We start from the raw sequence: 15,942 nt of genomic DNA on the forward strand, positions 1-15,942 counted from the left end.
GTCCTGATTTTTATGCAAGTAGCAAGGAAAGTACTGAACTCCAACGTTCATATTTTCATTTCTTAGGTATGCCATCCACCATTAACAGAGATGGTTTGGCCAGTAATATATTCGGCTTCTTTTTGTAATAAGAACGAAACTGCGACAGCTACTTCCTCTGGTCGTCCAAGTCGTCCCATCGGAATTTCTTCACATACAGCTTCCCTATCCTCTAAGGTAAATCGATCCATCATCCCACCTGAAACAGCACCTGGTGATACTGCATTGACTGTAATATGGTTAAGGGCTACTTCTTTGGCCAAAGCTTTCGTAAAACTAAGAATGGCACCTTTTGTCATAGAATACAGGACCTCACACGCTGCACCTGTCTCTCCCCAAATGGAGGAGATGGTAACAATTCGCCCAAATCTAGCCTGTAGCATCGCAGGTAATCCGTGCTGTGATACAAAAAAGCAAGAGCCCATGTTAACTCGAACCAATTCATCAAATAACTCTGGGCTAACCTCGCTTAGTAAGCCCACGTGATCAATCGAAGCATTATTAATGATATAGAGTGGCTTCACTGGCATTTGAGTAAACATAGTGGTGACTGCATCTGGTTGAGATAAATCAGCCTGCAAAGCAATCGCTGGCACATTTTTGCTTTCACAATACGATAACAGCAAATTTATTTTGTCTATCTGTGTGTTGTAATGAAGATATAGTGGGATTGATTCGTCTGCTAGCTTTCTGGCAATAGCTTGCCCAATTTCACCGGAAGCTCCCGTAACCAACGCCCATACTTGCTTGTCTTCCATGTATTTCTCCTCTTCCCCACGTTGCCTAAGACTGTGAACGCACGATCGAAACAGCCATCTGACTTTCTTGCAGATGATCATGCATACGTTTCTGTACATCCTCTAATGTAATTTTTTCTAAAGTAGGTACGATCTCAAACAAATCAATCCCATTAAATTTGTAACTAGTAAACTGATTGGCAATAAATTCAATGGAATTGAGCGAGCGTAGGAACAGCCCGATTCTTCTTCGTTTTTGCCGTTGGAACGATTCCTCATCAATTCCTCGCGATTTCGCCTCCTTAATTTCCTGTGTAATAACGCTAACTAGCTTTTCAGGATCAGGAGTATCTCCACCTAGAATGGTATAGCCGTAATCAGTCTCGTTGCTGTAATCAAAATCAAAGGCTTCAGTAATTAGTCCTTCATCATAATATTTTTGGTAAAAGCTAGAGCTGTTTCCAAAAAGTAAATCTAGCATCAATTTTGTGGTTAGTTCTCGTTTTAACAGCTCTTCACCAAATAATTGGTTTTTCGCTTCTTTAAACCCGATGTATATCTTCGGAATTGCCACGGAAAGATGGGCTTCCACAAGCTTTTCACCAACCTCAGCCGGTTCCTCTGGAAAAAAGCGTTCAATGATAGGGGCTGGTGGAAACTTTTTAGTTTGTTGATTACTGCGAATCAATTCACCTATCTGGTCTTTATCAAATCCCCCCACCACAAATAACACCATATTACTTGGATGGTAAAATGTCTCGTAGCATTGGTATAGCATGTCTTTCGTGATCGGAGTAATGGTTTCGATGGTTCCAGCAATCTCAATTCGTACCGGATATTTTTGATACATGGCTTTCAACAAATTAACGTATACTTTCCAATCCGGATTGTCATCATACATCTGAATTTCTTGACCAATAATTCCTTTTTCTTTTTCAACACTTGCTTCAGAAAAATATGGTTCCTGTACGAAATCAAGCAATATCTTCACATTCTCCTCTACTTTATCCGTAGAAGAAAAGAGGTACGCTGTTCGGTTAAAGCTGGTAAATGCATTATAAGAAGCACCGTTACGTGAAAAATCCTGAAAAACATCGCGGTCTTCTTTTTCAAATAGCTTATGCTCTAAAAAATGGGCGATGCCATCAGGTACATTGATGGTTTCCTGATTATTTAATCGGAAATGACTATCATTTGAACCATAACGGGTTGTAAAAACTGCATATGTCTTACTAAAGCCTTCTTTTGGTAACAAATAGACGGACAAGCCATTTGGCAGTTTTTCATGATAGAGTGTTTCATTTAACTGATCAAATGTTACTGTTTTCACTCTATTCCCCACCCTTCTTATCGCGTAATAGATAAATTGTATCCAGTTCAATCTTTTGAGCTACGTTAACGACATCTTGTACCTTCACTTTTTCAATCTCGGACAGCAGGGTTTGTAAATCACGTGCTCTGCCACTTATGACCCCGTTATAAGCAAAGTCCACCATCATTCTACCGCTATCAAGCAATTCTTTAAATTGGTTATACAACGTAGCTTTCGTCATATCCATCTCTTCCTGACTGATCTCGCCATTTTCCATCATCGCCATCTGTTCTTTTATAATAGTGACAGCTTTTTCATAATTATTTACATCGATACCTGACATCATCATAACTACGCCCTTATGGCTTTCCAAACGAGACACTGCATAGTAGGCCAAGCTAGCCTTTTCACGTACATTTAAAAAGAGTTTGGAGTGTGGGAAACCACCCAGAATTCCGTTATACACCAGCAAAGCAGGATAATCGTCGTCTTTGTAAACAATATTTGAACGACATCCTATGTTTAATTTAGCCTGATTTACATCCATACGATCTACAATTGCTTTTTGTTCCGTGACTTTCTTGGAAACCTGTTGAATGTCTAGATTACTCTTACGTTGGGAAGGTAGCTGAAGATGCTTCTTACATAAAGAGGTAATCTCATCCTCCTTCACATCACCCACTACAAAGATTTCAAGAGGGTTATTCTCTACGAATTGACGATAATAATCGGTAAGCGAAGCGGCATCTATCTTCGTTACATGGGCTATAGTACCAATTGCAGAAGTAGCATATGGTTCCCCTTTAAACATTTCTTCCGTAATCCGTTGATTTGCGTACCTCATTTTATCATTTACGATGCTTTCAATTTTTTTCGTTAAAGATTTTTTCTCTGCTTCCACATACGTACTATCAAACTGGTCATTAACCAAATAAGGACGAGTAAGAATATCACCAACAAACTCTATAGCGTCTTCAACCAGAGACTGGTTTCCACTTAAATACTTTTCATTAGGAACCTCCATATAAAGCTGTAGAATTTGGCGTTCCCCTTTTTTTGCTACATCTACGTCAAAAATAGCTCCATACAAATAATCAAGATGCTGACGAAGCTTTTGGGGTTCAGGAAAACGAGCTGTAGCACGCTTTAACACCATGGCAAGCAAAGCGGTTTTCGACGCATATTCCTCAGTTAATTCCTGTTCAATATTTACGATCATCGTAATTGATTTAAACTTTTCGGTCTGTAAAATATGTAGATTCATGCCATTTACCTGAGATTTCGTAAAAGCAATTTCCTGTGCTTTTTCAGCCATATAATTCGTCTCCCTCCTTATTTACGTACCTATCTTCTATTTTACCCAAAATAGGTAGCTTTCAGCAAAATGATTACATCAAATGTATGCCATTCAACTGTAAACTTATACATCGTAACTAATCCTAATAAAAAAAGACTGATGAGCTGAACTCAACAGTCTTCTTTCTGACAATAACATTCATTAAAAATCACTTGTATCCCAATCCCCAAGCATTTCTACACTAGTATCGCTAGAGTCAAAGCGACCACAGTCCGGATTTAAGCATAGAATGCCATGTAATTGACTGTCCAAAAACACATGACCATTTGCAAAACCACAGTATGGACATTCCCACATTTTTATACACTCCTTATGCTCCTTATCGCAGATTAGTGTGCCCATTACATGCTTGGGATATGAGTATAACCAACAGCTTTTTACTTAATCGATTCCATTTCTATCGTTTCAAGATATTTAAGGAAAGGATAAGGATTAACAGCTTCGCCTGTCTGATTGCTGTACAGTCCAAAATGCAAATGAGGCGCAAACATACCTGAAGTTCCACTAGATCCATAGCCAGTATCGCCTACGAAACCAATTAATTGGCCCGTTTTAACCGAACTCCCCACTTTTAATCCTGGAGCAAAAGCACTTAAATGGGCATAGTACACTCGATACTTACCAGAGGAATGTGTAATATTTACTCTCCACCCCCCCATGTTATTCCATCCTAAGCGATTAATGACTCCATTCGTCGACGAAAAGACAGGTACTCCATGAAAAGCCATAATATCAATACCTTCATGATTTCTACCTTGAGCGTCTGCTCCCCATGTCCGTCCATCCCCATATGTATCGTAAACCTGTTCATACCAAGTACCCTTTTTTAATGGGAAAACACTTTGTTTAGGATTTAAAGCTTGGTCAATGTTCTCTATGTATTGCTGTTTCGTTTTTGTATCTAATGGGCTCCATGTCTGTTTATACATAGTAACCACTGGAATGGTTAGCTTCATTCCCTGCCATATCTCATCCTTTGTTAAACCAGACTCTTTCTTTATCGACAAAATGGGAACACCGAATTTTTGACTAATGGACCACAGCGAGTCCCCTGTTTGTACTGTATAAGTTGCTGAGGTTGTTTTAGTAGCAACCACAGCTACCTTCGATTGTTCATTATAATCTACCTGATAACCTAATAACTCACTTATCGAACGTAGGGGAACTAAAATGCGACCTTCTTTTACTATTGGAGAAACATCGAGATTATACTTTTTCCCGTTGCCCCAAGCTGTTTTTTGGTTCACCCTATAAGTAAATTCTTCTGTTTCCGTACTAATAAGTACTTGCTTGGTAGATGCCTGATAGGTAACCTCCGCCTGAGTAGCTTCTGACACAGCTCGAATCGGTACCAACATACGATTATTCACAATTTGTGGTTCTACATCCGTTTTTATACCTTTTCCATCTACCATTAGGAAAATGCGTGGCACAGAAGCAGCCTGTACTTGCATAGGGTTAATCCAAGAAATTGATAACAAGGCAGTTCCCACCATACTGCTTACTATCCAACGGCTCATACTCCTTCGTAATCTCATCATGTAAATAGCCTCCTTGTCCAGGTCAAACTTGTCCCATTATCCCATAGGTAATAAAAAGGTATCTATGCATAATTACTGGTAAAAAGTAGACTAACAAGAAAAACCACCCTTCCAAATGGAAAGGTGGCCATCTATCTTCTCGCTATCATCACATATTACACGCGTGTATATTATGATTAGAAATATATAAATAACGTTTACTAACGAGAACCTGTTTCATATGGTTCACCACTTGCTTTTGGAGCACGTGATTTACCAACGAGACCAGCAAGCACCAAAATTGTCAATACGTATGGTAGCATATAGATAAATTCAACTGGAATGTACTTCGTAAGCCCGAATACTTGTACAAGCGTCTTAACAGCTTGAGCTAATCCGAAGAAAAGAGCTGCTCCCATTGCACCTACTGGATGCCACTTACCAAAAATCATCGCAGCAAGTGCAATAAAACCTTGACCAGAAATCGTGTTGTGAGAGAAGTTTGAGGTTGTTGTTAAAGCAACGGTTGCTCCACCCAACGCTGCTAAAGCTCCACTCAGCATAACGGCAATGTAACGAACACGAAATACATTAATACCAGCTGTATCAGCGGCACGTGGATGTTCCCCAACAGAGCGAAGTCTCAACCCAAACTGAGTTTTAAACAGCATGAACCAAACGATTGCAACTGTGATGAATGCCAAATAACTTGTTGGATATGCTTGGAACAAAGCACGACCAAGGAAAGGAATATCACTTAAAAATGGGATGTCCCATTTGGAAAATACAACACTCAACGTTTTTGTTTGTCCAGCACCATCAAAAATGATTTTGGTAAGATATACAGCCAAACCTGTTGCCAAGAAGTTAAGAGCAACACCACTTACTACCTGATTTGATTTAAAAGTAATCGATGCTGCTGCATGCGGTAGGGAGAAAATAATACCAGCAACACCTGCTGCGATTAAACCAATCCAAGGTGCGTACGGCGCAGGCTCCATAAAGTAAGTAACAACTGCTCCAACGAAAGCTCCCATCACCATGAGACCCTCCAGTGCAATGTTAACTACCCCGGAACGTTCAGAAATAACACCGCCTAGTGCCGCGAAAATGAGGGCTGTGGAAAATACGATCGTGTCATGTAATAGATCGCCACCAATGGTTAGCCATTGCATCTTTACAGCACCTCCTTCTTATTCTTCTTAGATAAAACAGGTTTTAATATAAATCTAACAATTCCATGAGCTGCAACGAAGAAGATTACCGAAGCAATTACCACACGAATTAACTCTACTGGTACGCCCGCTCCCATCTTCATTCCATTTGCTCCAAAGGACAATATTCCAAATAAAATAGCTCCTAATACTACCCCAATTGGAGTATTACCACCAATTAAAGCTACCGCGATTCCATCAAAACCATACCCAGGTTGAGCGGCCATAATAGCTTGATAATGGAACACTCCAAGAATTTCAGCCGCTCCACCCATACCTGCCATACAACCTGAAATAAACATAGCTTTTACAACGTTGTTATTTACATTCATACCAGCATATTGAGCTGCATGCGGGTTAAAGCCTGTCGCACGAAGTTCAAAGCCCGTTTTTGTTTTCCAGAGGACAGCAAAGAAAAGAACAGCTAAAACAAGAGCAAGTAACGTACCCCAGTGCATACGTGCACTTTCAAACATTTGAGACAGCCAGCCAATTGCAATGGACGCTGATTCCTTAATTTCTGGGGAACGCTGTTGACCTTCTGGAACCAACGTGGTAACCAGAATAAAGTTTACCAAATACAAAGCAATCCAGTTCATCATGATTGTCGTAATAACCTCATGGACACCACGTGCAGCTTTTAGCCAACCTGCAAAAGCCGCCCACAGTCCACCGACAATTGTACTAACAATAATGGTTAGTGGAGCATGAATATAGACAGGTAAGTCCAGCTTTACACCAAGGTAAACAGCTGTAATCATTCCCATCATAAATTGACCCTCTACTCCGATGTTAAATAGTCCTGTACGGAAAGCAAAGGCAACAGCCAAACCACTAAAAATCAAAGGAGTGATCTGACGGATCGTTTCACCAAAATTATAAGCGTCACCAAATACTTTCTTTACCAAAGAACCATACGCTAACAGTGGATCAAATCCACCTGCCAGCATCGCAATTGCCCCGACGATGAGTCCAAGCAGAATCGCAACAACAGGAACGATGAAAGAATCCTTTGTAAAAATCTTAAATACATTATTCATCCTGTTCGCCTCCTTGCATGCGTTTTCCACCTGACATCATCAACCCGAGCTCTTGTTCATTCGTTGTTTTCGGATCAACAATACCAACGATTTCACCTTCATAAATAACTGCGATGCGATCGGAAACGTTGCGAATTTCATCCAGCTCAAACGAAATAAGTAAAACCGCTTTTCCATTATCGCGTTGTTCAATTAGGCGCTTATGAATAAATTCAATCGCACCTACATCCAGCCCACGTGTCGGCTGAGCTGCAATCAACAGATCAGGATTCTTGTCCACTTCACGAGCAATAATCGCTTTCTGTTGGTTACCACCTGACAGAGCGCGTGCTAGGGTATGTATCCCTGGTGTACGTACATCGAATTCTTCAATTAGCTTTTCGGCATGCTTGTTGATTGCCTCATAGTTCAAGAATCCATTTTTATTAAACTCAGGGTGGAAATACGTCTCAAGAACAATGTTTTCAGCCATGCTAAAATCAAGAACTAAACCATGCTTATGTCGATCTTCCGGTATATTAGAAAGTCCTGATTCGGAAATAAAACGCGGAGTTTTATTTGTTAGATCCTTACCATTTAAAGTAACTGAGCCTTCTTGACATTTGCGTAGCCCTGTTAACACTTCAATCAATTCAGACTGACCGTTACCGTCAACACCAGCAATTCCAAGAATTTCTCCAGCCTTCACATCAAAGCTGATTTTATTTAAGGCATTAACTCCTCGATTGCCAATTGCTGTTACATTTTTCACAGATAGAATCGACTCTTTAGGATCAGCAGGCTTTTTATCTACGGTAAACGTTACATCACGCCCCACCATTTTAGATGCCAATTCATCTGGATTCGTATCTTTAATAGCTAGAGAATCGATAGTCTTACCACGGCGAATAATGGTGACACTATCACAAATCGCCATAATCTCTTTTAGCTTATGGGTAATCAGGATAATCGTTTTGCCTTCTTTAACCAAATTACGCATAATCTCAATTAACTCGGAAATTTCTTGCGGTGTAAGAACAGCCGTTGGTTCGTCAAAAATGAGGATATTTGCTCCACGGTACAAGGTTTTTAGAATCTCAACACGTTGTTGCATCCCTACTGAGATGTCTTCAATTTTTGCATAAGGGTCAACCTTGAGCCCATACTGTTCAGAAAGTGCTTGTACCTTTTTAGCCGCTGAATTGATATCTATCTTCAAACCATTTTTTGGTTCTTTTCCTAGAATAATATTTTCCGTAACGGTAAACGGTTCGACAAGCATAAAGTGTTGGTGAACCATTCCAATACCCATTTCGTTAGCAACGTTTGGACTGGTGATTTTCACCGGTGTTTCATTAAGTAAAATCTCACCCTCATCAGGTTGATACAACCCAAATAGAATATTCATTAGAGTCGATTTACCCGCACCATTTTCACCTAAGAGCGCGTGAATCTCGCCCTTTTTTACTTTAAGTTGAATATTATCATTTGCAATAATTCCTGGAAAGCGCTTCGTAATTCCACGCATTTCTACAACAGTTTTTACATCTTTCATTTCACTCACCCCGTTTTTCTGGGTAATAATTCACAAGTAACTCTGCACAAGGCAACAACAAGGCTAGTCATGAAACTAGCCTTGTTGCTTATTTTCTTTAACAAATAAAATAACTAGATCAATTACTTTTCAGCTTTTTCTGGAACTTTAATTTCGCCACTAACGATTTTTGCTTTAAATTCATCAACTTTTTTCAGAACTTCAGCTGGTACATTGATAGAAGAAGTAGAAGCTAAACCTACGCCGTCTTCAGCGATACCTAGGTTAACAACTTTTCCACCTTCCCATTTGCCTTCAGCCATGTCTTTGGATACTTTGTAAACAGCTTCGTCTACTTTTTTCACCATAGAAGTCAAAGTGATTTCGTTACCAAAGTTAAGAGATTGGTCTTTGTCTACACCGATAACCCAAACGTTTTCGCCTTTTTTCTTACGGTCAGCAGCCTCGTTGAATACACCGTCTCCAGTAGCACCAGAAGCATGGAAGATGATATCTACACCTTGAGCGTACATACCAGAAGCAGTAGATTTACCTTGGTCAGGTTTATCAAAAGCACCTGTGTAAATAGATATTACTTGAGCTTCCGGATTAGCGGCTTTTACACCAGCAAGGAAACCAGCTTCAAAACGTTCAATAACCGGAATTTTAACACCGCCTACGAAGCCCACCTTTTTGGTTTTGGACATTTCAGCAGCAACAACACCCGCGAGGTAAGCTCCCTCTTGCTCTTTGAACAATACGGATGCTACGTTTGGAGCATCAACTTGCGCGTCGATGATCGCTAGTTTCGATTCTGGGTTTTGGTCAGCAATTTTTTTGATTGGTTCAGCCATCATGAAACCAATACCCCATGTCAGATCCCATTTTTCCTTAACAAAGTTGTTCAAGTTTGGTACGTAGTCAGCATCGCCATTACTTTGAGCATAGTTTGTTTCAATGCCTGTGTCTTTGTTTAGCTTCTGTAGAGCTTCCCATGCACTTTGGTTAAAGGAGTTGTCGTTAACACCACCAACGTCAGTAACCATACCAACTTTTGCAGAAAGTTTCTTTTCTGCCCCTGGAGAAGCGCTTTCTTTACTAGGCTCAGTTGGTTGAGCTTTACCGCAACCAGTTAGCACCAGTGAAAGACTTAGGGTTGCCACGGAAAGAACAGATAGGATCTTTTTCATGCTTGTGATACCCCCAATTATCAGTTTTTATGTAGACAAGAAAATATCAGACTATCAGATCTGGGTGTTAATCCAAGAGCTTGGAGAGAGCAAATTAATAATAAAAAACAATAACTTGTTTATTCTGTTCTCTACCAATTCCTTTTAAGGAAAAAACCACCATTTTCGACATGAATCCAATATTTTCGCCAGCCCGTAGAAATTTTACCCCATGTAAGAAGCGATATGCAAGCGAATTTTTTATTCTATCATTCGGAATATGTTAGTTTTCTTAATGTTTAACATAAAAAACCTTTTTTAAGAGATTTGTGTTTCGGTGGATGGGCGTGGAATTCGTACCTCACGTGGCTTACTTCCCTCGTACGGACCAACAATTCCCTGAGCCTCCATCATATCTATTAATCGAGCAGCTCTCGTATAGCCAACACGTAGCCTTCTTTGCAATAGAGAGGCGGATGCCGTCTGAGCTTCTGCAACAACCTGAACGGCTTGTTCATACATTTCGTCGTCCATAACCATTTGTGGTTCCTCGCTTATTTCCTCGGGAATCATCTCTTCACTGTATTTTGCTTCCTGTTGTTCTTTCACAAATGATACAACCTCTTCTACTTCCTTATCTCCAACAAAAGCGCCTTGTACACGGGTTGGTTTGGAGGCACCCATAGGTAAGAACAACATGTCTCCTCGCCCAAGTAATTTTTCCGCTCCTCCCATATCTAAAATAGTTCGTGAATCAGCCATAGACGAAACTCCGAAGGCAATTCTCGATGGAATGTTCGCTTTTATCACACCTGTAATGACGTCAACAGAAGGTCGTTGAGTCGCAATTAAAAGATGAATTCCAGCTGCTCGGGCCATCTGGGCTAGTCGACAAATGGCATCTTCTACCTCTCCTGGCGCTACCATCATCAAATCTGCTAACTCGTCTACTATCACAACTATATAAGGTAGGGGAGCCGTCTGTTGCCCTTGTTCTGCTGTTTTCACCATCTGGTTGTACATTTCTATGTTACGACAATTAGATTTAGAGAACAAATTGTAACGTCTTTCCATTTCTACCACTACTTTTTTCAAAGCCACAGAAGCACGTTTGGGATCAGTTACAACAGGCGCTAGTAAATGTGGTATACCATTATAAACATTAAGTTCTACCATTTTCGGATCTATCATCATTAATTTCACTTCGTTCGGTTTTGCACGCAATAAAATACTCATAATAATCCCATTAACACATACTGATTTACCGCTTCCCGTAGCTCCAGCCACCAATAAATGGGGCATTTTTGCTAAATCTGCAAAAATCGGCTCTCCTGAGATATCACGTCCTAGAGCTACAGTTAATTTAGCTTCCGACTCTTTGCATTGTGGACTTTCTAATACCTCTCGTAGTGTTACCAACGAAATTTCACTATTAGGAACCTCAATACCTATGGCAGATTTGCCAGGTATAGGAGCCTCAATTCTAATGTCTTTTGCTGCTAATGCTAGGGCTAAATCATCGGTTAAGCTTACGATACGACTTACTTTTACCCCAGTTGCAGGTTGTACCTCATAACGTGTCACAGCGGGGCCACGATGGATCTCAGAGACAATAGCGTTTACACCAAAGCTTTTGAGCGTTTGCACAAGCTTAGCTGCATTTGAAGCATGATCTACGTCTTTTTGTTGAGCCGTGTTTTTCGGTCTTGAAAGCATAGACAAATCAGGGATTATATAAGTGCTTTCAAGCTGACTATCCTCTGTATGAAAATTCACCGTCACGTCGGGCATATCTTCTCCTTGTGAATGAGCCTTTGTTTTAACCGTGATCTTGGCGGATGTTTCTACTTTTTGAGGTGGATTCACAATATCCTGTTCTGGAAGAGTATCCTCGACTCGTTCGGTAAAATCTCTTATCACGGGTGAAACAATTGCTTGTTCATTCTCGATTTTCTCTTCCCAAGGGGTATTATTATCTACAATCAATGGCGATGGTGCCTCTATTGCACTGGCATGCTCCAAGTTCGAGCCATTCCCGACCTTTTCTTCCGATTTCTTCTTTTCTTTTTCTTCTTGCAATAGCTGCATGGACTCTTTAACAGATTGTTTTGTTTTTATATAGCCAGCAGACAGCTTGCCTCGAATGACATTGAAAAGATCTACATAGGAAAGCTGGAAGATAAACATGATTCCTATCAAAAAGAAGAGGCCAACAACAAGCCCTGTCCCAACTTTGCCAATTAAAGCATTAGTTACTGTAAATAAGACAGCTCCTATCATTCCCCCACCAACGCTTACCGTCGATACTTTCTGCTTCTGGTCCTCTATAATACGCTCCCATGTTAGTTGAATGATATTTTGATCAAAACGTCCACTTCCAGACAAAAGCTCATATAACAGCAAATGGTCCCATAACAGAATTCCCATGAAAATGATGAAAAAGCCGAACATTCTAGGACTCATTCTGGGGAGTTTTCGAACGAACATCATATATACAGAAATGACAATAAGGGCAACAGGTATCAGAAAATCCCATGATCCTGCAAACATGCGAAATAAAAAGGAAAGGACTTTTTGACCTAACCAACCACTCTCCAAAAGACCGATCACACTGAGACAGATCATAATAAGACCAATCAGTTCCAGCTTAATGATCGAGGCCCATGCCGATGGAGATGTTTTTCTCTTTCTTCTGCTCATGGCACGCTTGCCTCCTTTACGTATGATTACTTTTCTTTTCCAGTCCCCTTGTAACATTCCCTTTTAACAGCGAAAATCCCTGCTTTATGGGAACAAAAACAGCCGGAGTTGGTGCGTCCGGCTGTTTTTGTTATCTTAATTAGTATACCACAGGAAATTGTTACAAATACAAACTACTAACAAAATTCCTTTTTAATCAAATGAAGGACGGAATTTAATTGTTTGCCCAGGTGTATAGGCTGGATTGACATAGTCATGTGGGTTTGGGCTAATGAGACGTACAATTTTTCCCTCATATGAATTAATGGGTTCTACCAACATAACCGCCTCTCCCATTTGAATTTCCTGAATCTGCTGTTTTTCTACCTGTTCCTGGTTAGCAAATATGAGCTCCATTGGCATAGCAGAGTAAATTATCATTGAAACACACCTTCTTTATTCCGTCTTTCCTCAATAAGTTCATTCAGCTTCTTTAAAGCTTTACCAAGTCCGCCTACTTCATTAATTAAACCATATTTGACCGCATCTGAACCAATTACATTGGTACCAATATCACGAGTTAATTCGCCTGTACGTAACATAAGATCACGGAATTTCTCCTCTGTAATATCAGAATTACGAGCAACAAATGAAACAACACGATCCTGCATTTTATCAAGATACTCGAAGGTTTGCGGTACACCAATCACAAGACCTGTTAACCGAATTGGATGGATAGTCATTGTCGCCGTCTCAGCTATATAGGAGTAATTACCGGCAACAGATATTGGTACACCGATAGAATGCCCTCCGCCAAGCACGAGGGTAACCACAGGCTTGGATAATGATGAAATCATCTCGGACAAAGCAAGACCTGCTTCAACATCTCCACCCACTGTATTTAGGATAACCATAACTCCCTCAACCTTTTGGTTCTGTTCTGCGGCCACCAATTGAGGAATGATATGTTCATATTTCGTTGTTTTATTTTGAGGTGGTAATTGAATATGGCCCTCTATTTGCCCGATAATAGTCAGGCAGTAAATATTGCTTTCCAATTGGGGTATGTTAGTCTGACCAAGTTGAGTAATATTGTCTATTAGACGTTTTTTAGCCTCCTCTGAAGGCTCCTGCTGAGGTGCTGTTGTCTCTGGTTGCTCTTGTGACCGTGACCGTGATCGTTCTGGTTGTACCTGAGGTGTTTGTGGACTCTCCTCATTATTGATCCTATTCATTGTAAATGGCGGCTTACGTAAATAATCTTTAGAATCCATCTGGCTAACGACCTCCTTTATGCTGGTTTTAGTATGGGTAAGCCATACCGAAATCATGCATTGATGGAAATGCTAGCCTGCTTATAAGGTTGTTTCACATCGTTATTCATATATTAAAAAAAACACTCCGATTCATATTGTTTGGCAAATTCGGAAGATCAGCCATCATTCATGAAGGGAGTGTTTTATTAATTTATTTACTGTCTACACCTTTATTTAAATTTTCACTTGCCTTAGCGGGAACCTCTGATTTCTGTACCTCAGTATAGGAAACTACTCCGTCAGGCTTAACATATACTTTAAGATACGCCTCTTGACGTAATTGTTTAAGGCCCTTAAATGTAATCGTCTTTTCCATACCATCTTGATCATATCCAGTTAACGTATACTCGTACAAGTCCGAATCTGACACTTGTTTACCTTCTCCAATGATCTGGACATAATAAATATCTGCTCCTATTTTTTTGAATCGATTGTCTTCAAAAAGATAGTACAAACCGCCTAAAACTATCAAAAAAACTAAAATCCCAATAATTGCCTTCTTCATTTTCATTCTCCTCTATACGAATTCTATTGCGATCAGTATAAGGGAGTTTTACCCAATGTAACATTGAATATCCTTTCATCAATATTACATTTTTGTAAGATAAGGCATAAATCTGCTATCTAGAGACCATTGATCCTTTTAAAAGGGAAGCAAGCGGGAGAGCAAATTCAGGAATCCCCGCAGCATAAGGAGTATATTCATATAAGCCAAAATAAATGATTACGGAATCTCCTTTGATATAAAACGCTTGTTGCTCATTAATCGTTTCAAATGGTGTTAGTAAATACCCATATTTTTGTTGAAATTGTTTCTTTATTTGTTGTGAAATCTCTGTTTTATAATCAGGGTTTTCTTTGAGAAGGTCTTGCAGTGAAAGAATTTTACCTGTTTTGATATCGATTGTGTAAGCAACCCGATCAACCATTCCGTGTGCTCCACCCGTATATGTATACTGATCAAAAACGACGCTAATTAATCCGTTTTGATTATAGATAATCTCGTAATCAAGTGAGTAATCATAAGGATTTTCACCCTCTCTGATCTCCGTAGAAGCTTGAGAACCCATTTCAAAGGTTTCAAGTGCAACCTTTTCTAGCTGATCGTTTATTTTCCGTTGAATTTCTACATTGGAAGAAAGCCATTTTAATTGCGGATATTGTAGGATACGTTTGTATTATTTCTGTTGATTTTCAGTTCTTTATTCTCGAATTGTAGGTCATTTTCGGATACAAAATGGGTGCTTACAGCTTTCGTAACGGAATCCTGTGAAATAGAAAAACCCATATTTTCACAAATAACCCGCAATGGTACCAGTATGGAAGAGTCTTTGATTCGAGGGGCTTCCTCCATAAACAGCTTATGTCCATTTACGAGATAGGCATTATCTTCTACCTTCATTACTATTTCCTTTTTTGAAGATAGGATTGAAATACGTTTTGTTTGGGGCTCGTAGTATACATGAAATCGGAAATCGTTGCGTAACGTATCTAATGTTACAAATGTAGTTCCCTTGATGACTTCTCCGGCACTTCTAAGCAGTTTGGTGTCGACCAATACATCAACCTGCTTAGTAGTTTCTGCCCAGACGGAATTTGCACCGAACGTAACGCAATGAAGCATTGCTGCTACCATCAAAATATACCCTCTTGCTTTTCTCATACAAGTCTCTCCTTTATGTACAGAACCATTCCTTCTTTTTACCATGACGCGAAAAGGACAGTATATCACATGTGATGCTTGTTTGTACTCCTTCATTAGCATTTCACATACCTCGGTACAGCTTTTATTATTACTTTTCCAGGTTAACTTCTTATTCTAAAAACAACGACCCATCAACGAAATCTTGACAGGTCGTTCATACTGTATCCCTGTTCCCACAGGCCATATATTTTATGCCTCTTTAAGAAGAAATGATTAGACTACCTGCCTGACTTCTACATTTATTCACCCTTAACCACTTCTGTCGCCTCCAATGCTCGCATGTCATATTGCAGCCAAATCAACTGGCTAGATCGAAGCGATTTAATCAGCAGTTTGATCAG

General features: G+C 39.9%; 15 protein-coding genes. All 15 read right to left on the reverse strand.

Translation table 11 applies throughout. From position 1 onward, the window contains the following. Nucleotides 1–62 precede the first annotated feature (62 nt). Nucleotides 63–797, reverse strand: a complete 735-nt coding sequence (ymfI, locus tag BrL25_RS01525) for an elongation factor P 5-aminopentanone reductase (RefSeq protein WP_018670901.1) — start codon at nt 795–797, stop codon at nt 63–65. 25 nt (nt 798–822) lie between these two features. Next, on the reverse strand, nt 823–2,106 hold the full coding sequence (yfmH, locus tag BrL25_RS01530) for an EF-P 5-aminopentanol modification-associated protein YfmH (RefSeq protein WP_018670900.1): 1,284 nt from the start codon (nt 2,104–2,106) through the stop codon (nt 823–825). 1 nt (nt 2,107) lies between these two features. Then, complete coding sequence (gene yfmF / locus BrL25_RS01535) at nt 2,108–3,403, reverse strand: EF-P 5-aminopentanol modification-associated protein YfmF (protein WP_018670899.1); 1,296 nt, start codon at nt 3,401–3,403, stop codon at nt 2,108–2,110. Between the two features lie 183 nt (nt 3,404–3,586). After that, the gene (locus BrL25_RS25040; protein ID WP_018670898.1) at nt 3,587–3,742 is read right to left on the reverse strand and encodes a hypothetical protein; all 156 of its coding nucleotides are present in this window, start codon (nt 3,740–3,742) and stop codon (nt 3,587–3,589) included. 80 nt (nt 3,743–3,822) lie between these two features. After that, nucleotides 3,823–4,986, reverse strand: coding sequence for a stalk domain-containing protein (locus BrL25_RS01540; RefSeq protein ID WP_018670897.1), 1,164 nt, complete (start codon nt 4,984–4,986; stop codon nt 3,823–3,825). Between the two features lie 200 nt (nt 4,987–5,186). After that, nucleotides 5,187–6,140, reverse strand: coding sequence for an ABC transporter permease (locus tag BrL25_RS01545; RefSeq protein WP_018670896.1), 954 nt, complete (start codon nt 6,138–6,140; stop codon nt 5,187–5,189). 2 nt (nt 6,141–6,142) lie between these two features. Further along, nucleotides 6,143–7,219, reverse strand: a complete 1,077-nt coding sequence (locus tag BrL25_RS01550; protein WP_018670895.1) for an ABC transporter permease — start codon at nt 7,217–7,219, stop codon at nt 6,143–6,145. Then, complete coding sequence (locus BrL25_RS01555) at nt 7,212–8,753, reverse strand: ABC transporter ATP-binding protein (RefSeq protein ID WP_018670894.1); 1,542 nt, start codon at nt 8,751–8,753, stop codon at nt 7,212–7,214. The genes BrL25_RS01550 and BrL25_RS01555 overlap by 8 nt, the downstream gene beginning before the upstream one ends. Before the next feature lie 122 nt (nt 8,754–8,875). After that, nucleotides 8,876–9,922, reverse strand: coding sequence for a BMP family lipoprotein (locus BrL25_RS01560; protein ID WP_018670893.1), 1,047 nt, complete (start codon nt 9,920–9,922; stop codon nt 8,876–8,878). A gap of 297 nt (nt 9,923–10,219) precedes the next feature. After that, complete coding sequence (locus BrL25_RS01565) at nt 10,220–12,601, reverse strand: FtsK/SpoIIIE family DNA translocase (RefSeq protein ID WP_018670892.1); 2,382 nt, start codon at nt 12,599–12,601, stop codon at nt 10,220–10,222. Between the two features lie 192 nt (nt 12,602–12,793). Then, nucleotides 12,794–13,021 carry a YlzJ-like family protein gene (locus BrL25_RS01570; RefSeq protein ID WP_018670891.1) on the reverse strand — a complete coding sequence of 76 codons (228 nt, stop codon included), beginning with the start codon at nt 13,019–13,021 and terminating at the stop codon, nt 12,794–12,796. Then, a complete protein-coding gene (locus BrL25_RS01575; RefSeq protein ID WP_018670890.1) occupies nt 13,018–13,854 on the reverse strand; it encodes a ClpP family protease in 837 nt (278 codons plus the stop codon). The genes BrL25_RS01570 and BrL25_RS01575 overlap by 4 nt, the downstream gene beginning before the upstream one ends. Before the next feature lie 193 nt (nt 13,855–14,047). Continuing rightward, entirely contained in the window at nt 14,048–14,401 is a 354-nt protein-coding gene (locus BrL25_RS01580) for a YxeA family protein (RefSeq protein ID WP_018670889.1), read from the reverse strand. 115 nt (nt 14,402–14,516) lie between these two features. After that, nucleotides 14,517–15,065: a DUF3298 and DUF4163 domain-containing protein gene (locus BrL25_RS25450; RefSeq protein WP_328150926.1), complete on the reverse strand. Its 549-nt coding sequence runs from the start codon at nt 15,063–15,065 to the stop codon at nt 14,517–14,519. After that, a complete protein-coding gene (locus BrL25_RS25455) occupies nt 15,044–15,559 on the reverse strand; it encodes a copper amine oxidase N-terminal domain-containing protein (RefSeq protein WP_018670887.1) in 516 nt (171 codons plus the stop codon). The genes BrL25_RS25450 and BrL25_RS25455 overlap by 22 nt, the downstream gene beginning before the upstream one ends. Nucleotides 15,560–15,942 lie beyond the last annotated feature (383 nt).

It is taken from the genome of Brevibacillus laterosporus DSM 25, from assembly GCF_002706795.1.
GTDB lineage: Bacteria > Bacillota > Bacilli > Brevibacillales > Brevibacillaceae > Brevibacillus_B > Brevibacillus_B laterosporus.

Coding starts and splice junctions, on each gene's coding strand:
- BrL25_RS01545 (WP_018670896.1), bottom strand. CDS start 6,140: ATGCAATGGCTAACCATTGGTGGCGATCTATTACATGACACGATCGTA.
- BrL25_RS25455 (WP_018670887.1), bottom strand. CDS start 15,559: ATGAGAAAAGCAAGAGGGTATATTTTGATGGTAGCAGCAATGCTTCAT.
- BrL25_RS01565 (WP_018670892.1), bottom strand. CDS start 12,601: ATGAGCAGAAGAAAGAGAAAAACATCTCCATCGGCATGGGCCTCGATC.
- BrL25_RS01575 (WP_018670890.1), bottom strand. CDS start 13,854: ATGGATTCTAAAGATTATTTACGTAAGCCGCCATTTACAATGAATAGG.
- BrL25_RS01580 (WP_018670889.1), bottom strand. CDS start 14,401: ATGAAGAAGGCAATTATTGGGATTTTAGTTTTTTTGATAGTTTTAGGC.
- BrL25_RS25040 (WP_018670898.1), bottom strand. CDS start 3,742: ATGTGGGAATGTCCATACTGTGGTTTTGCAAATGGTCATGTGTTTTTG.
- BrL25_RS01555 (WP_018670894.1), bottom strand. CDS start 8,753: ATGAAAGATGTAAAAACTGTTGTAGAAATGCGTGGAATTACGAAGCGC.
- BrL25_RS01540 (WP_018670897.1), bottom strand. CDS start 4,986: ATGATGAGATTACGAAGGAGTATGAGCCGTTGGATAGTAAGCAGTATG.
- BrL25_RS01570 (WP_018670891.1), bottom strand. CDS start 13,021: ATGATAATTTACTCTGCTATGCCAATGGAGCTCATATTTGCTAACCAG.
- BrL25_RS01550 (WP_018670895.1), bottom strand. CDS start 7,219: ATGAATAATGTATTTAAGATTTTTACAAAGGATTCTTTCATCGTTCCT.
- yfmF (WP_018670899.1), bottom strand. CDS start 3,403: ATGGCTGAAAAAGCACAGGAAATTGCTTTTACGAAATCTCAGGTAAAT.
- ymfI (WP_018670901.1), bottom strand. CDS start 797: ATGGAAGACAAGCAAGTATGGGCGTTGGTTACGGGAGCTTCCGGTGAA.
- BrL25_RS01560 (WP_018670893.1), bottom strand. CDS start 9,922: ATGAAAAAGATCCTATCTGTTCTTTCCGTGGCAACCCTAAGTCTTTCA.